11 protein-coding genes are annotated in these 14,550 nt (G+C 47.3%); 3 read left to right on the top strand and 8 right to left on the bottom strand.

The window, feature by feature from the left end:
- Nucleotides 1-27: 27 nt before the first annotated feature.
- Both GUC22_RS15740 and GUC22_RS15745 read right to left on the bottom strand, forming a co-directional pair.
- Nucleotides 28-1,062 (bottom strand): phage major capsid protein, P2 family, encoded by a 1,035-nt coding sequence (locus GUC22_RS15740; RefSeq protein ID WP_117258390.1) that lies wholly within the window; start codon nt 1,060-1,062, stop codon nt 28-30.
- 9 nt (nt 1,063-1,071) lie between these two features.
- Nucleotides 1,072-1,911, bottom strand: coding sequence for a GPO family capsid scaffolding protein (locus GUC22_RS15745; protein ID WP_032720051.1), 840 nt, complete (start codon nt 1,909-1,911; stop codon nt 1,072-1,074).
- 156 nt (nt 1,912-2,067) lie between these two features.
- Between GUC22_RS15745 and GUC22_RS15750 the strand changes: the two genes are divergently transcribed.
- The 3 genes from GUC22_RS15750 to GUC22_RS15760 all read left to right on the top strand — a co-directional run bounded on the left by GUC22_RS15750 (nt 2,068) and on the right by GUC22_RS15760 (nt 7,087).
- Nucleotides 2,068-3,795: a terminase large subunit domain-containing protein gene (locus GUC22_RS15750; RefSeq protein WP_115656064.1), complete on the top strand. Its 1,728-nt coding sequence runs from the start codon at nt 2,068-2,070 to the stop codon at nt 3,793-3,795.
- Complete coding sequence (locus GUC22_RS15755; RefSeq protein WP_004131546.1) at nt 3,789-4,850, top strand: phage portal protein; 1,062 nt, start codon at nt 3,789-3,791, stop codon at nt 4,848-4,850. Before GUC22_RS15750 ends, GUC22_RS15755 begins: the two co-directional genes overlap by 7 nt.
- A gap of 413 nt (nt 4,851-5,263) precedes the next feature.
- On the top strand, nt 5,264-7,087 hold the full coding sequence (locus tag GUC22_RS15760; protein WP_160183634.1) for a hypothetical protein: 1,824 nt from the start codon (nt 5,264-5,266) through the stop codon (nt 7,085-7,087).
- A gap of 218 nt (nt 7,088-7,305) precedes the next feature.
- Here GUC22_RS15760 and GUC22_RS15765 read toward each other — a convergent pair whose 3' ends face one another.
- The 6 genes from GUC22_RS15765 to GUC22_RS15785 form a co-directional block, all read right to left on the bottom strand.
- Nucleotides 7,306-9,048, bottom strand: coding sequence for an LA2681 family HEPN domain-containing protein (locus GUC22_RS15765; RefSeq protein ID WP_227673659.1), 1,743 nt, complete (start codon nt 9,046-9,048; stop codon nt 7,306-7,308).
- Between the two features lie 132 nt (nt 9,049-9,180).
- Nucleotides 9,181-11,685 (bottom strand): replication endonuclease, encoded by a 2,505-nt coding sequence (locus GUC22_RS15770; protein ID WP_160183636.1) that lies wholly within the window; start codon nt 11,683-11,685, stop codon nt 9,181-9,183.
- Nucleotides 11,682-12,497, bottom strand: a complete 816-nt coding sequence (locus tag GUC22_RS15775) for a hypothetical protein (RefSeq protein ID WP_160183637.1) — start codon at nt 12,495-12,497, stop codon at nt 11,682-11,684. The genes GUC22_RS15770 and GUC22_RS15775 overlap by 4 nt, the downstream gene beginning before the upstream one ends.
- 133 nt (nt 12,498-12,630) lie before the next feature.
- A complete protein-coding gene (locus GUC22_RS27295) occupies nt 12,631-12,804 on the bottom strand; it encodes a hypothetical protein (RefSeq protein WP_201746397.1) in 174 nt (57 codons plus the stop codon).
- Nucleotides 12,804-13,757 (bottom strand): DNA adenine methylase, encoded by a 954-nt coding sequence (locus tag GUC22_RS15780; protein ID WP_160183638.1) that lies wholly within the window; start codon nt 13,755-13,757, stop codon nt 12,804-12,806. The genes GUC22_RS27295 and GUC22_RS15780 overlap by 1 nt, the downstream gene beginning before the upstream one ends.
- Nucleotides 13,758-13,989: 232 nt before the next feature.
- Nucleotides 13,990-14,544 (bottom strand): 3'-5' exonuclease, encoded by a 555-nt coding sequence (locus tag GUC22_RS15785; RefSeq protein WP_264673098.1) that lies wholly within the window; start codon nt 14,542-14,544, stop codon nt 13,990-13,992.
- Between the last annotated feature and the right edge of the window lie 6 nt (nt 14,545-14,550).

The following is a 14,550-nucleotide window of genomic DNA, read 5'->3' on the forward strand; positions in this document are numbered from 1 at the left end:
TTGCTGCCCGCCATGTGATGGGGATTATCAGGCGAATGTCACGCCGTCGATCATGGCAACCATGCCGTACTCTTCAATGACATAGTCGTCATTGCTTGACTGGTAAGTCGCCACGCGGTTGTAATGCGGCTCTTCGCGGATAGAGCGACGCAGGGAGCCTTTCTGGTAGTACACAGAGAGGTTTTTCAGGTTGGTGATGAGCACGACATCTTCAGGAATACCCGGGACAAAGACCGTCGGCAGGCCGCCGATCTTTTCCTGGCTGACAATGAGCTGTGCGGCCAGCAGTTCGGTATTCGGATTGGTCTGGCTGAGCGCGTTCACTTTCGGCAGGTTCACTTTCAGCAGCAGATCGGAAGAGAGCACAGTGACCAGACCGGGAGCGCGCCGGAACCAGGGATCCATAAGGCTGTGACGCGCATCAAGCACGGCGGCATCAATATTGCCGTAGGTGCCTGACGCAATTACCGCGTTATTCTCATCACGGGAGGTCAGCGTGATACCCGGCATAATGCGCTGCGGCGCTTCATTGCGGATTTTTTGCAGCCAGCCAACGCCGCAATCCTGCAATAACGGGTAGGTCGTGCGGTCGGAGTTTTCAGAGTAATGCGTGCCATTAAAGCCAATCATCTGGCGATCCAGCCCCAACTGACGAGCCATCGCATTACTGATTAATGACTGAAATTCAGGGTGACCGGCCCACGCATCCAGCTCCGCATACGAAAGCGCATAGTCATAGTTGGTTTTGCGGCAGTGGTAGTTCTGCGGCTCTTTGTTATGGTTCGGTGCCGGGTTGCGGCGGTTGGTACCGTCCGAGCTGTTATTGGTGCTTGCCATCGGCCCCTTACTGCCGATCTTTATTTTCTGGCCTTCCTGCTCTTTCACAGGGAAGTGATTGACCTGCTTCATGAAGTCATCCGACTCCATGGCGGCCTGTTCCAGTTTTTGCTGAATAGTCGGATCGACGTTAAAACGTTTGGTCACAGCAGAAGGTGAAACGCCGTTCAGCTGCGCCTGTCGCACAATGTAATTATCAAATAGTTCGCGGGTCTGGTTTTCCATGGTTACCTCTTAGAAGTCTGCAAGCTGCGCGCTTCCGTTGCCGGTTGCCGCCGGTCGTGCGCTGTAATTTTCTGCGGGCTGGAGCTGGAGCTGACCGCGCAGCTCGTTAAGTTCGCTGGTCAGTTGCTGAATGGTGGTTTTGTCCTGCTGGCGTTCCTGCTCCAGCGCGCTGAACCGGTCGATCTGGTCGGCCTGAGATTGAGCAACGGCTTCAACAACCTGATGCAGCTGACTGAAGCGCTGATCGTCCGTTTTCTGGCCTTTACCAAGGATGCCCATCACGCGGTTGAACCAGTTAACGCCCTCCTCGCCGCGCTGGGCTGCCAGTTCGATCACTTCAGCTTCAAGCGCATCTGAGAACAGCGGCGCCTCAATCTGCTGGTTATTGAAGGCCATCACCTGCGCGCGCTGCTGGGCGGCGAATTTAAGGCGCTCAGTTCCCAGGCTCGCCGGTGTGTCCGTCATCGCCAGTCCGACCACATACGCCTTGCCGTTGAGTGCAAACTGCGGATGCAGCTCAATACTGGAATAGATTTTTTTGCCTTCATCGGTGAGCTGCTTCATTCGTGCCGACGCGTCGATCTCGGCATAAAGCGCCGTACGACCGGCCAGCGGCCCCTCGGTGATATCCTCCGCGCTCAGTGCAGCAACATCCCCCATGGCACCGAAATTGCTGTCAGGGAGCATAGAGAGATAGTGCTCCACGTTGACGCGGGCACCGTAAACGTCCGGGTTGTAGCTCGCCGCTGCATCGCGGAGGTGCTGCGGCTGGATCTCGCGCCCGTCAACGGTGGCGCCGGAAACCGCAACGCGAAACTTTTTGCGGGCGGGTTTAGTCGTGCTGGCCATGTCGTTTTATCCTGTTGATTTATGTCAGTCGCTGCATCATCGCAGAGCCTAAAAGCCCGGCGCCACGGGGTTTTGTTGTCGGAGAACGGTCAGACCTGAAAGCCCGAGCCGCGGGGATCGCGCGCAGGTAATCTCCCTGCTCAAAAGGGGGAAGTGATGATTCAGGATGCATTTATTCGATTAAGGGCAAAGCAGCTCTACTGGCAGGGTTACCCGCCCGCCGAAATTTCGCGACTAATGGGTATCAACTCAAACACGGTTTATTCGTGGAAAAAGCGCGACGCATGGGATGACACAACGCCCATCAAACGGGTGACGCAATCCATTGATACCCGTCTCTGCCAGCTGAGCGCGAAAGACAATAAAACCAGTGGCGATTTCAAAGAGATTGATCTGTTAACCCGGCAGTTGAAAAAGCTAGATACCGGGCAGGCCTCCACTACCACCGGCGTTAAAAAAACCAGTCGTCGCAAGAAGAAAAATCACTTCTCCGAGGAGCAGATCGAGGCATTGCGCTCAAAAATTCTCGACTCTCTCGCATGGCACCAGCGCGGCTGGTACGAACAGCGCGATCAGCGTAACCGGATGATCCTCAAATCGCGGCAGATTGGGGCTACCTGGTACTTTGCCCGCGAGGCATTGCTGGGCGCACTGAGAACGGACGTTAAGCACGACTACCAGCGCAACCAAATTTTTCTGTCGGCGTCCCGCAAGCAGGCGCTTCAGTTCCGAAACTTCATCCGTAAAGCAGCCGAAGAGGTGGACGTCGAACTCAAAGGCGGCGAGCAAATCACGCTGTCAAACGGCGCTGAGCTGCATTTTCTCGGGACGTCGGCAGCGACGGCGCAGTCGTACACCGGGCACCTGCGATTTGATGAGTTTTTCTGGACAGGAAACTTTATCAACCTGCGCAAGGTCGCCGGGGCCATGGCAACGCTCAAAGGCTTAACCCGCACGTACTTCTCGACGCCATCGAGCGAAAGCCATGAAGCCTATCAGTTCTGGACCGGGGATCGGTGGAATGCGAAACGGCCTAAAGCGCAGCGCGTTGATTTCGATGTGTCCTGGAAGAAAACGCATGGCGGCGTGCTTTACCCGGACAAAACGTGGCGGCAGATCGTCACTATTCAGGACGCTATCAACAACGGCTGGGACTACACCGACATTGATGAAATCAGGGACGAAAACAGTCCCGATGAATTTGAAAACCTGTACATGTGCGAGTTCGTCAAAGACGGCGAAAGCGCGTTCAATCTTAGCCAGTTACTGGGGTGCGGGGCTGACGGGTATGACGACTGGCCCGACTGGAAACCGTTCGCCAGTCGCCCTATGGGCCAACGTGAGGTGTGGCTGGGCTACGACGCCAACGGCAGCAGCGGCAATGGTGATGCCGGTGCTCTGTCCGTGACGGTCCCTCCCCTTGTGGCTGGCGGCCGGTTTCGCACGGTTGAATTGAAGCAACTGCGAGGGCTTGAGTTTGAGCAGCAGGCGGCGGTCATCAAAGAGGCAGCCGAGCGCTACAACGTCACTCACATCGCCATCGATGGACAAGGTGTCGGGGAAGCGGTCTGGCAGATTGTTAAAAACTGGTTCCCCGCGGCTATTTGCTACCAGATGAGCCTCTCTTCCAAGCGCGCCCTTGTCCTCAAAATGTTGCAGGTCATACGCGCTGGCCGCTGGGAATATGACCGCAGCGAGCAGGGTCTGGTCAGAGCCTTTAATGCTGTTCGCAAAGTCGTTACGCCCGGCGGCTTCATCACTTACGAAACTGACCGATCACGCGGCGTAAGCCATGGTGATATGGCGTGGGCAACCATGCTTTCGATTATTAATGAACCGCTGGGCCAGGAAAGTGGCGGCGGTGGTTTCGCAATGGGATGGTAACTTTGAAAAAGAAATTCGGTAAAAAGCCGATAGCCAGCACCGCCGGCCCTGACATTGTGGAGTCACTGAAGGCCGATCCCGCGTTGACAGCGTTCAGCTTTGACGGCCCTTATCCCGTACGCGATATGGCCGATTTGCTGGACAATCTCTATTGCATGGATAACGGGCGATACTATGAGACGCCGGTGGATTTTTACGGACTAGCTAAAGCCCCGCGCCAGAGCGCCTGGCATGAGTCGGCGTTGTATTTCAAACGTAATGTGCTCACCGGCTGTTTTATCCCGCACAAGCTGCTCAACCGTCAGACCTTCTCGGCCTTCGCGCTGGACTGGTTCACGTTTGGCAATGCCTACCTTGAACTCCCGCGCAATCGCCTGGGCGGGCCACTTCCCTTCCGGCATTCACTGGCGAAATATACCCGGCGCGGGAGTATGGACCTCGATCAATACTGGTTCATCCGGCGCTGGAAAGAAGAGCACACGTTCAAATCAGGAACGGTTTGTCACGTTCTGAATCCTGATATTAATCAGGAGGTCTACGGTATGCCGGAATATATGGCGGCACTGCTGGCCGCCAGCCTGGCCCATTCCGCTGACATGTTCCGTAAGCTTTACTACGACAACGGATCGCATGCTGGATGTATTGTCTATATTGGAGCTGGACAGGTTGACGATAAAAGCATGAAGGCAGTCAAAGAGACGTTGACCGGTGCGCGCGGTAAAGGTGCATTTAAAAACCTGCTACTGCATGCACCAGGCGGCGGCAAGGATGGTGTCCAGATCCTACCGTTTCAGCAGATCACGGCGAAAGATGAGTTTATCAACATTAAGAACGCCACACGTGACGACATACTCGCGGCGCACCGTATCCCGCCGCAGCTGATGGGCGCCATGCCGGAGGGAAACGGATCTTTCGGGGATATCGAGAAGGCTGCGCGGGTCTACGCCATCAATGAACTGACGCCCGTCATGGAAGCGCTGAAGGTTGTCAATGAGTGGATCGGAGAAGAAGTGATCCGCTTTAACCCTTACGCGTTGCTTACCCCTGAGAAGTAACCGCCAGAAAATTCAGTTTCTTTAAACAACATCAGCCATTTATAACAGGCCAGCGTTTTCGCTGGCCTCATCTTTTCTGCTTAAAGAATCCCGCATCAGCGCCCCTCTGCGCATCGCTGCTTCTTGCCTGCGCGAGGCATGCCTCTACCTAAAATCACCGCTCACCGTGACGCAGAACCCGTGAAATTGCGTATTCTGCCGCCTTCCCTATCCTGACCCGCTTGCGGGGGCTTGCCCCCCGTCACCTGCACGAACGAATGACATGTATTTTTGTGCAATCGTCAAACATATCAGAACCATTACACTGCCGCCTCTGCATTAAGTTATGCTATCTTGATGAAATCGTGCATTTTTGTTCATAATCTTGCATTTTCCACAGTCATTCACCAGAACAATAAAAGGAACATCAATCAATGACTAAATCCAATTTTTTATCTTTAGATACAAAAATTCAACAGTTAAAGAAAACCACTAACGGATTGAAACTCCGAAATATATGCAACATTTTATTTATGTTGTTAATTAGATTTGGCCGTTTTAACAAAACAGTAGAGTTACACTCACCATCAAGACAAACATTATATCTTTTAGGGATTTTAGCATCTCACAAACAAACGAAAGAAGATAAAAACTGCAGTGATGATTGCATGAAAAAAATAAACTCACTATTAAATGAAATCTTCGGAAAATATCTAAATGCATACTTGCCAACCACAAAAGAAATGGTAGGCGAATTAGAATGGTTGAAAAATAGAGATATCTCAGCACTCAGTTTCTTAAGTTATTTTTTTGAATCTCCAAAAATAGCGACCGCACAAATTCGTTTAGAAAACTTGAGGTCATTTGAAAAATTCAACACAGAACTTAAAGACATTACCGGATTAAATATTGAGGAAGCTGTAGAAATCGCAGATGCAATAGGTGATTTGCTTCAAAAGAATATTAATAAAATATCAAACTTAATCAAAGAAGCCGAAGAGTTACAAGTTAAAACCCTCAGCACCCCAAACATAGAGCATAGTTCCATAGATGCAGAGGTAATTAATAAATTTAAAGCTATTATGGCCGAAGCATTTGAAAAAATGAATTATATTTCTTGCTTCAAATTCGATTTATTAGAGGAAAAATTTACACCTGATGTGATTCAATCCTTTAAGAATTTATTTGTTATAAAAAAAGGCGAATCTGAAGAGATTCATTATATTACTGATGAAAATCCAGTTTTATCCAGCCCAATCCTTACTGAAGATAATGAATCATTTTATCTATGCTCAATTAATTTTTTATATTTAGCTATACAAACTAATTTCGAGAATTTATTAAAACAAACTTCAATTGCAGAAAAATTCAGAAAGCATAGAGACATGCTTTTAGAAAAAGACTCTGCAGAAATATTCAGGGAGTTCCTCCCCAAAAATTCTTTAATATTTGAAAGTGTATTTGAAAATAACAAATCAACTCATGAGCATGATTTACTAATCGTACATGAAAGAGTGGCAATTATTGTTGAAGCTAAAGCATCACCACGAAGAGAACCACTAAGGGATCCAGAAAGAGCATTTAAACGTATTAGCGATGATTTTAAGAAAAAATCTGGTATCCAGAGTGGGTATGATCAAGCACGGAAGCTTGAAAAATTACTTGAGCGCAAAGATATCACGCCATTATATACAAAGAAAGGCGAACTGCTTGTAGAAATAGATGGAAGGGATATAGACGAGATTTATAGTATTTGCATAACTAAAGATGATTTTGGAGCGCTAGCCACAAATCTTACTTTATTGCTAGACAAAGAAGATGAGGCTAAATACCCATTGGTAATTAATATAAATGACCTAAAGTATTTATTAGGCTGTCTTAAATACGTAGAAAAAGACTGGTCATTTTTCATAACTTATCTTCGCGAAAGGCAATTAGTTCACGGGAGAATTTTATCAGCAGATGAACTCGAATTTGCTGGAGCATTTCTTAAATATAGTACATTGTTTTTTACAGATAAAATCCATGACAGACATACAAAAATAGCCCTAGATATAAATGAATCGGATATATTTGACGAAATTCACTTTGCTCAATTGGAAGGAGTGAAATTCGAGGTACCCTCTATCTCTCCACCATATGAAATCTTTAACAAAAACAAACTCTTTAATAAGTTTAAGTATTCCCAAAAGGATAAAGAACACAAAAAAGAAAATAGGAGGAGCTCTAAACACGCCAGAAGAAAAAACAGAAAATGACCATTTAAAAAAATATCCTGAGATAATTAGTGAATTAGACAAGCTCATTATACCCCCGAGACAGCCGCATATTTAGCGGCTGTCCGAAAAAATCTAAAATCATGTAACTTTATTCTATTGACTCAGACTTGACCTGACAGTATTCATTGGTATCACATAATCAAATCTGGCAGCCCTCTACAAACGAGGGCCGAACTTGACATTATAAATGTCGAGAATCAATCATAAAACTTTTTTAATGGTACATCTCTTGGCAGGTAAATACCATTTCTTGGACGTCTGCGCTCTTCAAAATAGATAGCTAATGATAAATAGATAATTGAATTTCTCGCTAATCCAATGAGTTGCATAAGTCTTTTTTCAAATTGACTTATTGGTATTAAAAGAGAGTGAGAAGATAGCTTTTCTTTTTCATAAATTTTAGATTTTAATTCTACAAGTCTTGATTTCTTATTACTAATTTTCTCTTCAAGTTGTTTGGTTGAATAACAATCATTTTCTTTTTTGGCTAGATCATTTTTTAATTCAACCTCTCTAATTTCTTCTGAAAGTGCACTAGCTTCTTCCTGCATTTTTCTAAATTCTTCATCATTGTAATTATTATTCGATGTTGCAAGTTCATAGCCAAAATCATCAACTATTTTTAATGACCGGTGTTCCATAGCATTTCTAATGTCTGCAAACGCCACTGCGTCGGGATCTAACCACTTTGTTACTGAATCAGAGTCACCAACCTTGCGTATATCTTTTAATATATAGAATAAAGCATGAATGAAATGATTGTCACTATCCTTAAGTTTTTTATGTGGCTTCCATTTTTTATTATTACCAGTGAAGTCACGAAACAAATTATCTATGCTAATTTTTTTATCATATTTCAGATCATTCAAATCAAAGAACCTACTAATTAAATACGCCATTTTGTCAAACAGTGAATATATTATTCTGAATGCTGACTTATACTGAGCAACCTTTAAATTATTAATTGAGTAAGTCATATCTTCAACATGTTGATATGTTGAGTTAAACATATGCGGAGTATCGTCTGGTATATCTTTTGAAGAAAAAAACAAGTATCGGGCATAGCAGTAATCATTTTTTAACTCATCATAATTACCATGATAAGATAATTCTTCACTCATAGTGAGAGAAGCATTTAGCGATTGAACAAATGAGGGTAATTCGAAAACGTCCTGATAAGTGATCGGATATTCACAAGAATCATTCAAATCATTGAGAAATAACCGCTTACCAGCACACCACTCTAAATACTCACCCTGTTTTTTACACTTGTATACTTCAGTATAATCTTTAAAGTAATCAAAATCCGATAATTCAAATGAATCCTCAAACCATTTTATGAAATTGAATAATTCGCCGCCTTCTTCCAGCTGCCCTCTTTGTTCAGGATATAGTTGATTGATATTCTCAATTGCTTTTTTTAAAAGTTTATAGGCTACAAGAAAATGATATTCTGCATGTCCGTTATCATAAAGTGAATGTCCAAGAAAAATTTCATTATTGGCTTTTGCTATAATAGCAACAAGATTATTATCAATAGAAATAGCTTTATCATAGTGTGGAATGCTACATAGAGTCCTGCCTTGTGATGAAAGATGATTAGCTAAATTTGTCTCAATCATAGATCTAAGATTGTTATATGCAAAAATATTATTTTCGTGTTCTCTCCAATCTGCTTTAAGTAGTGCATATAAAGCTTTCCTATAGAATAGGACAGATTTCATCAAATCATCTGAATACCACTCCGTTTTACGTATTTCATACAGTTTAGAGTAACAATTTCCTAAGCAGTAAAGATAATGTGCCTCGTATAAATGATGAGTAAAGGTAAAATCCCGTTCTGTAAAACTTTCGACTAAAGCAGATAATGAAACGTGATCACCAGTGATGATGTATTCATCCGCACGTGTACTAAACTCGTCGAGTTCATCTTTTTGCAATAACAAATTACCCCTCCCCTTACTGTCCATAAGAAACTGAATTATAAACTCGCAACATTGTCCTCCCGCTCATCATAATCTTCATCCATGCCCCCCCCTGTTCTTAACTTACCAGGAAGAGAAGAGAACAGCCTAGGCCCGGTAATCCATCTTCCTTAGCATGTCAGAATAATGCCCAACTGGATTATCAATAATGTGACCTACATCAACTTTATTGCGTTTTTTCAACACGCTCCACATATTCCGAATCTTAACATCTGAATTTTCGGGTTCCGTACTGCGCAGCCCCCCATCGTGAGTCGCGTAGTAAATGCGATCACCATAACGTATGCGTTTACCATTAAGTAAATGATTAACCTGGGATTCACTAAGTTCGATGCCAATAGATGAAGCAAAATCGCTCAACAGGACCTCAAGCGGAGAGTAATTGCGTGATTCTACGTGGCCCAGCGCTTTCTTCTTGTTATAGATCTCCTCTGTAATCCTTCTCAGTATAGCCCGGCGCTCTTTTGCGGGTAGTTTACTCACATCAAGCGCTCCCGTTCCTTCACCAAGGGTCATTATCTCGGGTATAGCAACGTCAGTTACCATCTCTTTTTTGCGGATTTTTTGGTTTGGGGGACAGTTATTGCCACGAGTCCAAGGGGCGACGGGGTCGCCCTGGGCGGCGCTTTCAGCGCCTGGGTTAGCGGGAGCCTTCTTCACCATCTTCCAGGTATGGACATGCGTGCATATTTTGTTTTCCTTACCGGTGATTGGCGACCAAATGCCATAAATACGAATCCCGTGATCGCCATAGGTTCCTGGTTCCACTGTCGGCTCGTAGGCGGTATGAATGAGGTAATTTTTGCGGGGAACAAGTACACCGCCCTGCTTCATTATGTAAGTGGCAAAACAGCCAACATCAGCAGCAGCGAGCACAGCGTCCAGTTTTGGATCCATAAGTACCGGAGCACCCGGTTTGCTGATTTTCATAGCACGAGTTGCCTGCGATGCGAACAATCGTAACTCGCGGTACGCCTGGCGGCCTGGAATCCCAAAAAAACGAAATTGTTGAACACGGTGCAACGATGCCCACGCAGTGACGTGCTCGGCACTATCACGGAGTGATTTACCCGTCTCCTTGCTGACGGTGTCACCCAGCCCACGCCCATCGATGTTTTTACTGACGTACTTTGCAATATAACTGGCCGGAGTCCCCTTTCGCGGGTCTATCAGCTTTGGCTTGAAACGAGCGCCAGTGTTACTACCAAGTTCGGCGCGTTCTTCTCGGATAGCGAAACGACGCAGCAGCTCTGTGATTGCACGTCGATGTTTTTTGCGCATAAAACACAATAAATGCCAGTGCACAGTGCCATCGTGATGTGGTTCGGCTACGCGGACGCCGTACCAGCGCAGCTCTTTTTTGTGCATTGCCTTACGGAATGCCGCAAACGTATCAACCAGATAGTCGCTGCTTTTCCTAACTGTCGAGTGATCCCATGTAGGGTTAGGCTTCCCGTTCATCAGTGTGGCGTGGTACTTAGAAGGACAGGTGATGGTATAGAACATGGCGCAGTCGCCACGCATTTCAGCTATCAATTCCAGGCCTTTGACACAGGCCATCATCTCATTACGACGGTGCGCTGGATTGCTGGCACTTGCAAGCACCACATCCTCCATGCTGAGCGTGTCGCCATCTTCGTTTATCAGATCATGGTTGCGGAAAAAATCCATCGCCTTACGGCGTTGTTCCCGCTTCTGCAACAGAATGTCATGGCTGACATAAGGTGATGCGTGCCGATGAACAAGGCACGCAGCCCGAAGCAACTCTTCCCGCCATTCGTTGCGGAGTTGCCACAGCTTACGTTGCCACCAGTCAGCACAACGCATACGGGCAAGCGCGCCCGGTATCAGCTCGTAATTAATCGGGTTGCGGCGATTATGTTTGCTGCGGAGCGCTTCATAACCCGGCGGGATAACATCAAGGCGTGACACTTCGGCCGCCACACGACGATAGAGCTCCAGTATTACGATGGGAGAAGCTAATTCATCGGTCAGCATCTCACCGCAAAGCTGGATGAAAATCTTATCAATGTGCGCTGCGACCAGCGTTGAAAGCCGCTTAACCTCCCGCTGATTCAGTTCAGCAAGTCGAAGGAGTTGATCAAGGCTATCCCTGCCAGCCATGGACTGGAATGACAGCGACGCCTGGTTAGCACGGACAGCATCAATCCTCGCCAGTGAGGGGGTGACGACCTCATTCAGGTAGGCGGGTAAATAGCGTGGGTCTTCTGATTTTTCTAAATACTTAATCCTTGATTCCAGCGGTTTACGCAGGAAATCTGGCAGGCTGGCGACGTTATCACGAATCAGAGTGAGAGGATCTGCTCGATGGAGTTCTGCGTGTCGCTTCGCCTTCTCAATCAGCGCATTATGCATCTCGTCGCGGAGCCAGGGATCGCAACGCGCGACAGAAAAGAGGTACTCTTCTGCTGCGCGACTCAATGCCTCTGCCTTCTCGCGTTGCCCGCTTTCGTCCTGTGCGTAAAGCGCAAGCCAGACGGCCAGCGCAGAGGATTTTCGTGCTGGTTCGTTAGTTGTCTTGGGATTGACAGCCTGCCGAGTGGTGCTCCATGAGTAAGCAATCTCTGTCATATCCCCTCCAGAGTAAATTGCTTAGGCATGGCGGGCCTTGCTGCCCATTCCTGCACTGACGGAGGGATGACTTTCTCTATTGCTCCCTTAAGTACCGCGCAACGGCTTTGCTTTATCAGGAGGTTTAAAGCCTCCTCGCTTAAGCCTTTTGAATAATCAGCCTCAATAACGTTTTTCGTTAAGTCTGGGTATTTGGCGTTGAATTTAGGAATGTTGCAGGCAAGGTTTGTGCTATCCGCAGAGGACAGGGGATAGTTACCCAAGACTCTACCGTCAAGCATTCTTAAACCGTGAATTTTCGTTTTAAAGCTATGCCGGCTATAGATAGCCTCAAATGCTTCCTGCATTCTTCCATGCCATGCTTCGGTTCTTATTGAAGCGTACTGACCTGATGAGCCGAAACAAACGCGCGGCCAACTGCGACAAAGTTCAACAAGCCGATCGATTGATTCATGCAGATGCCAAACCGGCGCGGCCTTTTCCTTCAGATTTTTTGGTAATTGTTTAATCAACTGATCGTTATCATGCTCCCCGCCTTCAACAACATCAGGGATAACGAAAAACTTAACTTTCGGATGGTGATAATGGGGAAGCAACCATTGATAGAAATCATTCCAATTGACAACCAGCCCTCTTCTCCACGCAGAAAAAGCAGCATTATCAATTCCTACATGCATGGCATAGCGAATAGACTCACGGAGCTGGTCTGGTCTCGCGTAAGAAACAAATGCACCAGCCCCAGAAACAGCAATCCTGTGCACGCTGCCGCGCCCCCCCCAAATGGGGGTTCCGTGGTAATGGATATCAGCCATAGGCCACTATTGTCCAAAGATAAAAGGCTATGCTTCCCCTAGGCAGCCAGAACAGCAGCAGGCAAATTACGCAGCAGATCATGAAATTTCGCCAGAAATAGTCATGTTCATTTTCTTCGTTCATCTGCGGGCCTCAGATCGTCACTGTGTCGCAGGGTTGAACCTGGCGAGCATCTTTTTCGCTATCGCGGTTAATTGTCGTATTGCTGTATCGGCCCCAGTTCAACATCTTCACCTCAACGATCCAGAAATGGCGATATGGCCAGACGTCAAGAATGCGGGTTATAACGGCATCAATGGTATTCATCAGAACCCCTCCGCCTCGTCGAATGCACCCGTCGCCGCAATTGCGCCGTAAGTTGAAAGCCTCTTTACTGGTCTGCAATACGGGCAATTGCCGCCGCCAGAGCGACCACAGCGACCGCATACGCGAAGCACGCCAATCACTTCACCGGCCATATCGCGGGTTTTGGCGCTAACGGAACGTCGAACTCTGAAGGCGTGGAGATTGAAAGCGGAGTAGATCTGGCGTGTTTCTGGTGTGTCGCTATTCGAGATGACCGAGCGCGTTCCATGCTGGCGATTAACGTCTAGTAACGCCGTAACCAAAGCGCGGTGATCATCCAGGGTAAATGGCTTGCCGTAAGCGGTAAAGTTAGCTGTTTTGCTAGTCGGGATGTACGGCGGATCGCAGTAAATCACGGAGTCCAGGCGATTCCTGGCGACGTACGGAATGGAAGTACGAAAATCATTACAAAGAAAGAGCGCGTGAGTATCCCGCGCCTTTTCGGCAAATAGGCGCATTTCTGCTTCTGGAAAATAAGGCGCCTTATAGCTGCCAAATGGAACATTGAAACCGCCATCCCTGTTGGTGCGATAAAGCCCGTTAAAGCAGTGGCGGTTCAGGTATAAAAATGAGGCCGCCCACCGTACAACGTAATCATCTGCACACTCGTCATCCCACGACAGGTGGTTGAACAACTTGCGCTCTTCGTAATAGCTATCTTCGTTATTGCCATTTCTGAATACGTTCCTGGCGATCAGTATCAATCTTTCTGGGTCTTCCCTGAGCGCGAGGAAGAAATTGATCAATGCGCGATTGCTGTCACAAAGCACATAGCGGCGGTATTCCGTATTCATAAAGACTGTGCCACTGCCTACAAAGGGCTCAATCAAGCAATCGGCTTTAGGTAAGTGCTTCAGCAGCTCCGGCAACACGCGGGTTTTACCGCCAGCCCACTTAAGAGGTGACTTAATCATTTGCGGCATTCCTGGTTATAGGTTTCATGGGTCATCAGTCGCCACTGCTTACCACCGTTTTTGCTGAGCAAACGCCAACGGAGGCCAATGCGGATCACGAGATAGGCGTGTGGCTTGACGCGGGTGTAATTACGCTGTCCACGAGCAAAGCAATTCAGGGCGGCAAGCGCCCTCTTACAAACCGGCAACGGCGCGTTACAAACAACAGATAAATGCGAATGCATGGCGGCCCTCACAGCGATCCAATGTGTGGGGAGGTTAAGCGCTGCCAGATTTCGCAGACTTGTTCCGCTTGATATCGCGCGTCAGTGAGCGTGTAACATGCCAGGGCGCTTCTCGCATGAGGCGCATAGTCTGTGGCAGCAGCAAGGTCGAGAAGTGAACGAATGCAGCGGTATTTTGTGCCTTCAGGTAAAATGCCTGACACCTCTAAGCGATCCACGGCATAACGAAGTGAAACCAGTTTTTCCGGGGCATCTTTGAACCATACGAATAACGCCGCGTTCCGGGGACAGGTGTTGTCGGCGATGAAAGCAGCAAGGCTGCAAAGTGCATCTTCTTCAGCTTCGGTTGCGCTCATTACTTCGGCGCGCCAGTGAGAGTCTTTTTTCATCCAATCGAATGCCGTACTAATGCTGATACGGCCCTTCAAGCTTTCAGATTTACGAATGTCTATCGAAGAATAAAAAACCTTTCCGATCTGCCCTGTTGAGGGTTCAAAAAACACAGCTTCAATGGCACACAGAGGTGATGACGGTTTCTTACTAACGTTAATCAAATCGATCATTACGTG

The sequence above is a fragment of the Klebsiella sp. MPUS7 genome, assembly GCF_009905335.1.
GTDB lineage: Bacteria > Pseudomonadota > Gammaproteobacteria > Enterobacterales > Enterobacteriaceae > Klebsiella > Klebsiella grimontii.

Coding starts and splice junctions, on each gene's coding strand:
- GUC22_RS15740 (WP_117258390.1), bottom strand. CDS start 1,062: ATGGAAAACCAGACCCGCGAACTATTTGATAATTACATTGTGCGACAG.
- GUC22_RS15745 (WP_032720051.1), bottom strand. CDS start 1,911: ATGGCCAGCACGACTAAACCCGCCCGCAAAAAGTTTCGCGTTGCGGTT.
- GUC22_RS15750 (WP_115656064.1), top strand. CDS start 2,068: ATGATTCAGGATGCATTTATTCGATTAAGGGCAAAGCAGCTCTACTGG.
- GUC22_RS27295 (WP_201746397.1), bottom strand. CDS start 12,804: ATGAATACCATTGATGCCGTTATAACCCGCATTCTTGACGTCTGGCCA.
- GUC22_RS15755 (WP_004131546.1), top strand. CDS start 3,789: ATGGTAACTTTGAAAAAGAAATTCGGTAAAAAGCCGATAGCCAGCACC.
- GUC22_RS15760 (WP_160183634.1), top strand. CDS start 5,264: ATGACTAAATCCAATTTTTTATCTTTAGATACAAAAATTCAACAGTTA.
- GUC22_RS15770 (WP_160183636.1), bottom strand. CDS start 11,685: ATGACAGAGATTGCTTACTCATGGAGCACCACTCGGCAGGCTGTCAAT.
- GUC22_RS15780 (WP_160183638.1), bottom strand. CDS start 13,757: ATGATTAAGTCACCTCTTAAGTGGGCTGGCGGTAAAACCCGCGTGTTG.
- GUC22_RS15785 (WP_264673098.1), bottom strand. CDS start 14,544: ATGATCGATTTGATTAACGTTAGTAAGAAACCGTCATCACCTCTGTGT.
- GUC22_RS15775 (WP_160183637.1), bottom strand. CDS start 12,497: ATGGCTGATATCCATTACCACGGAACCCCCATTTGGGGGGGGCGCGGC.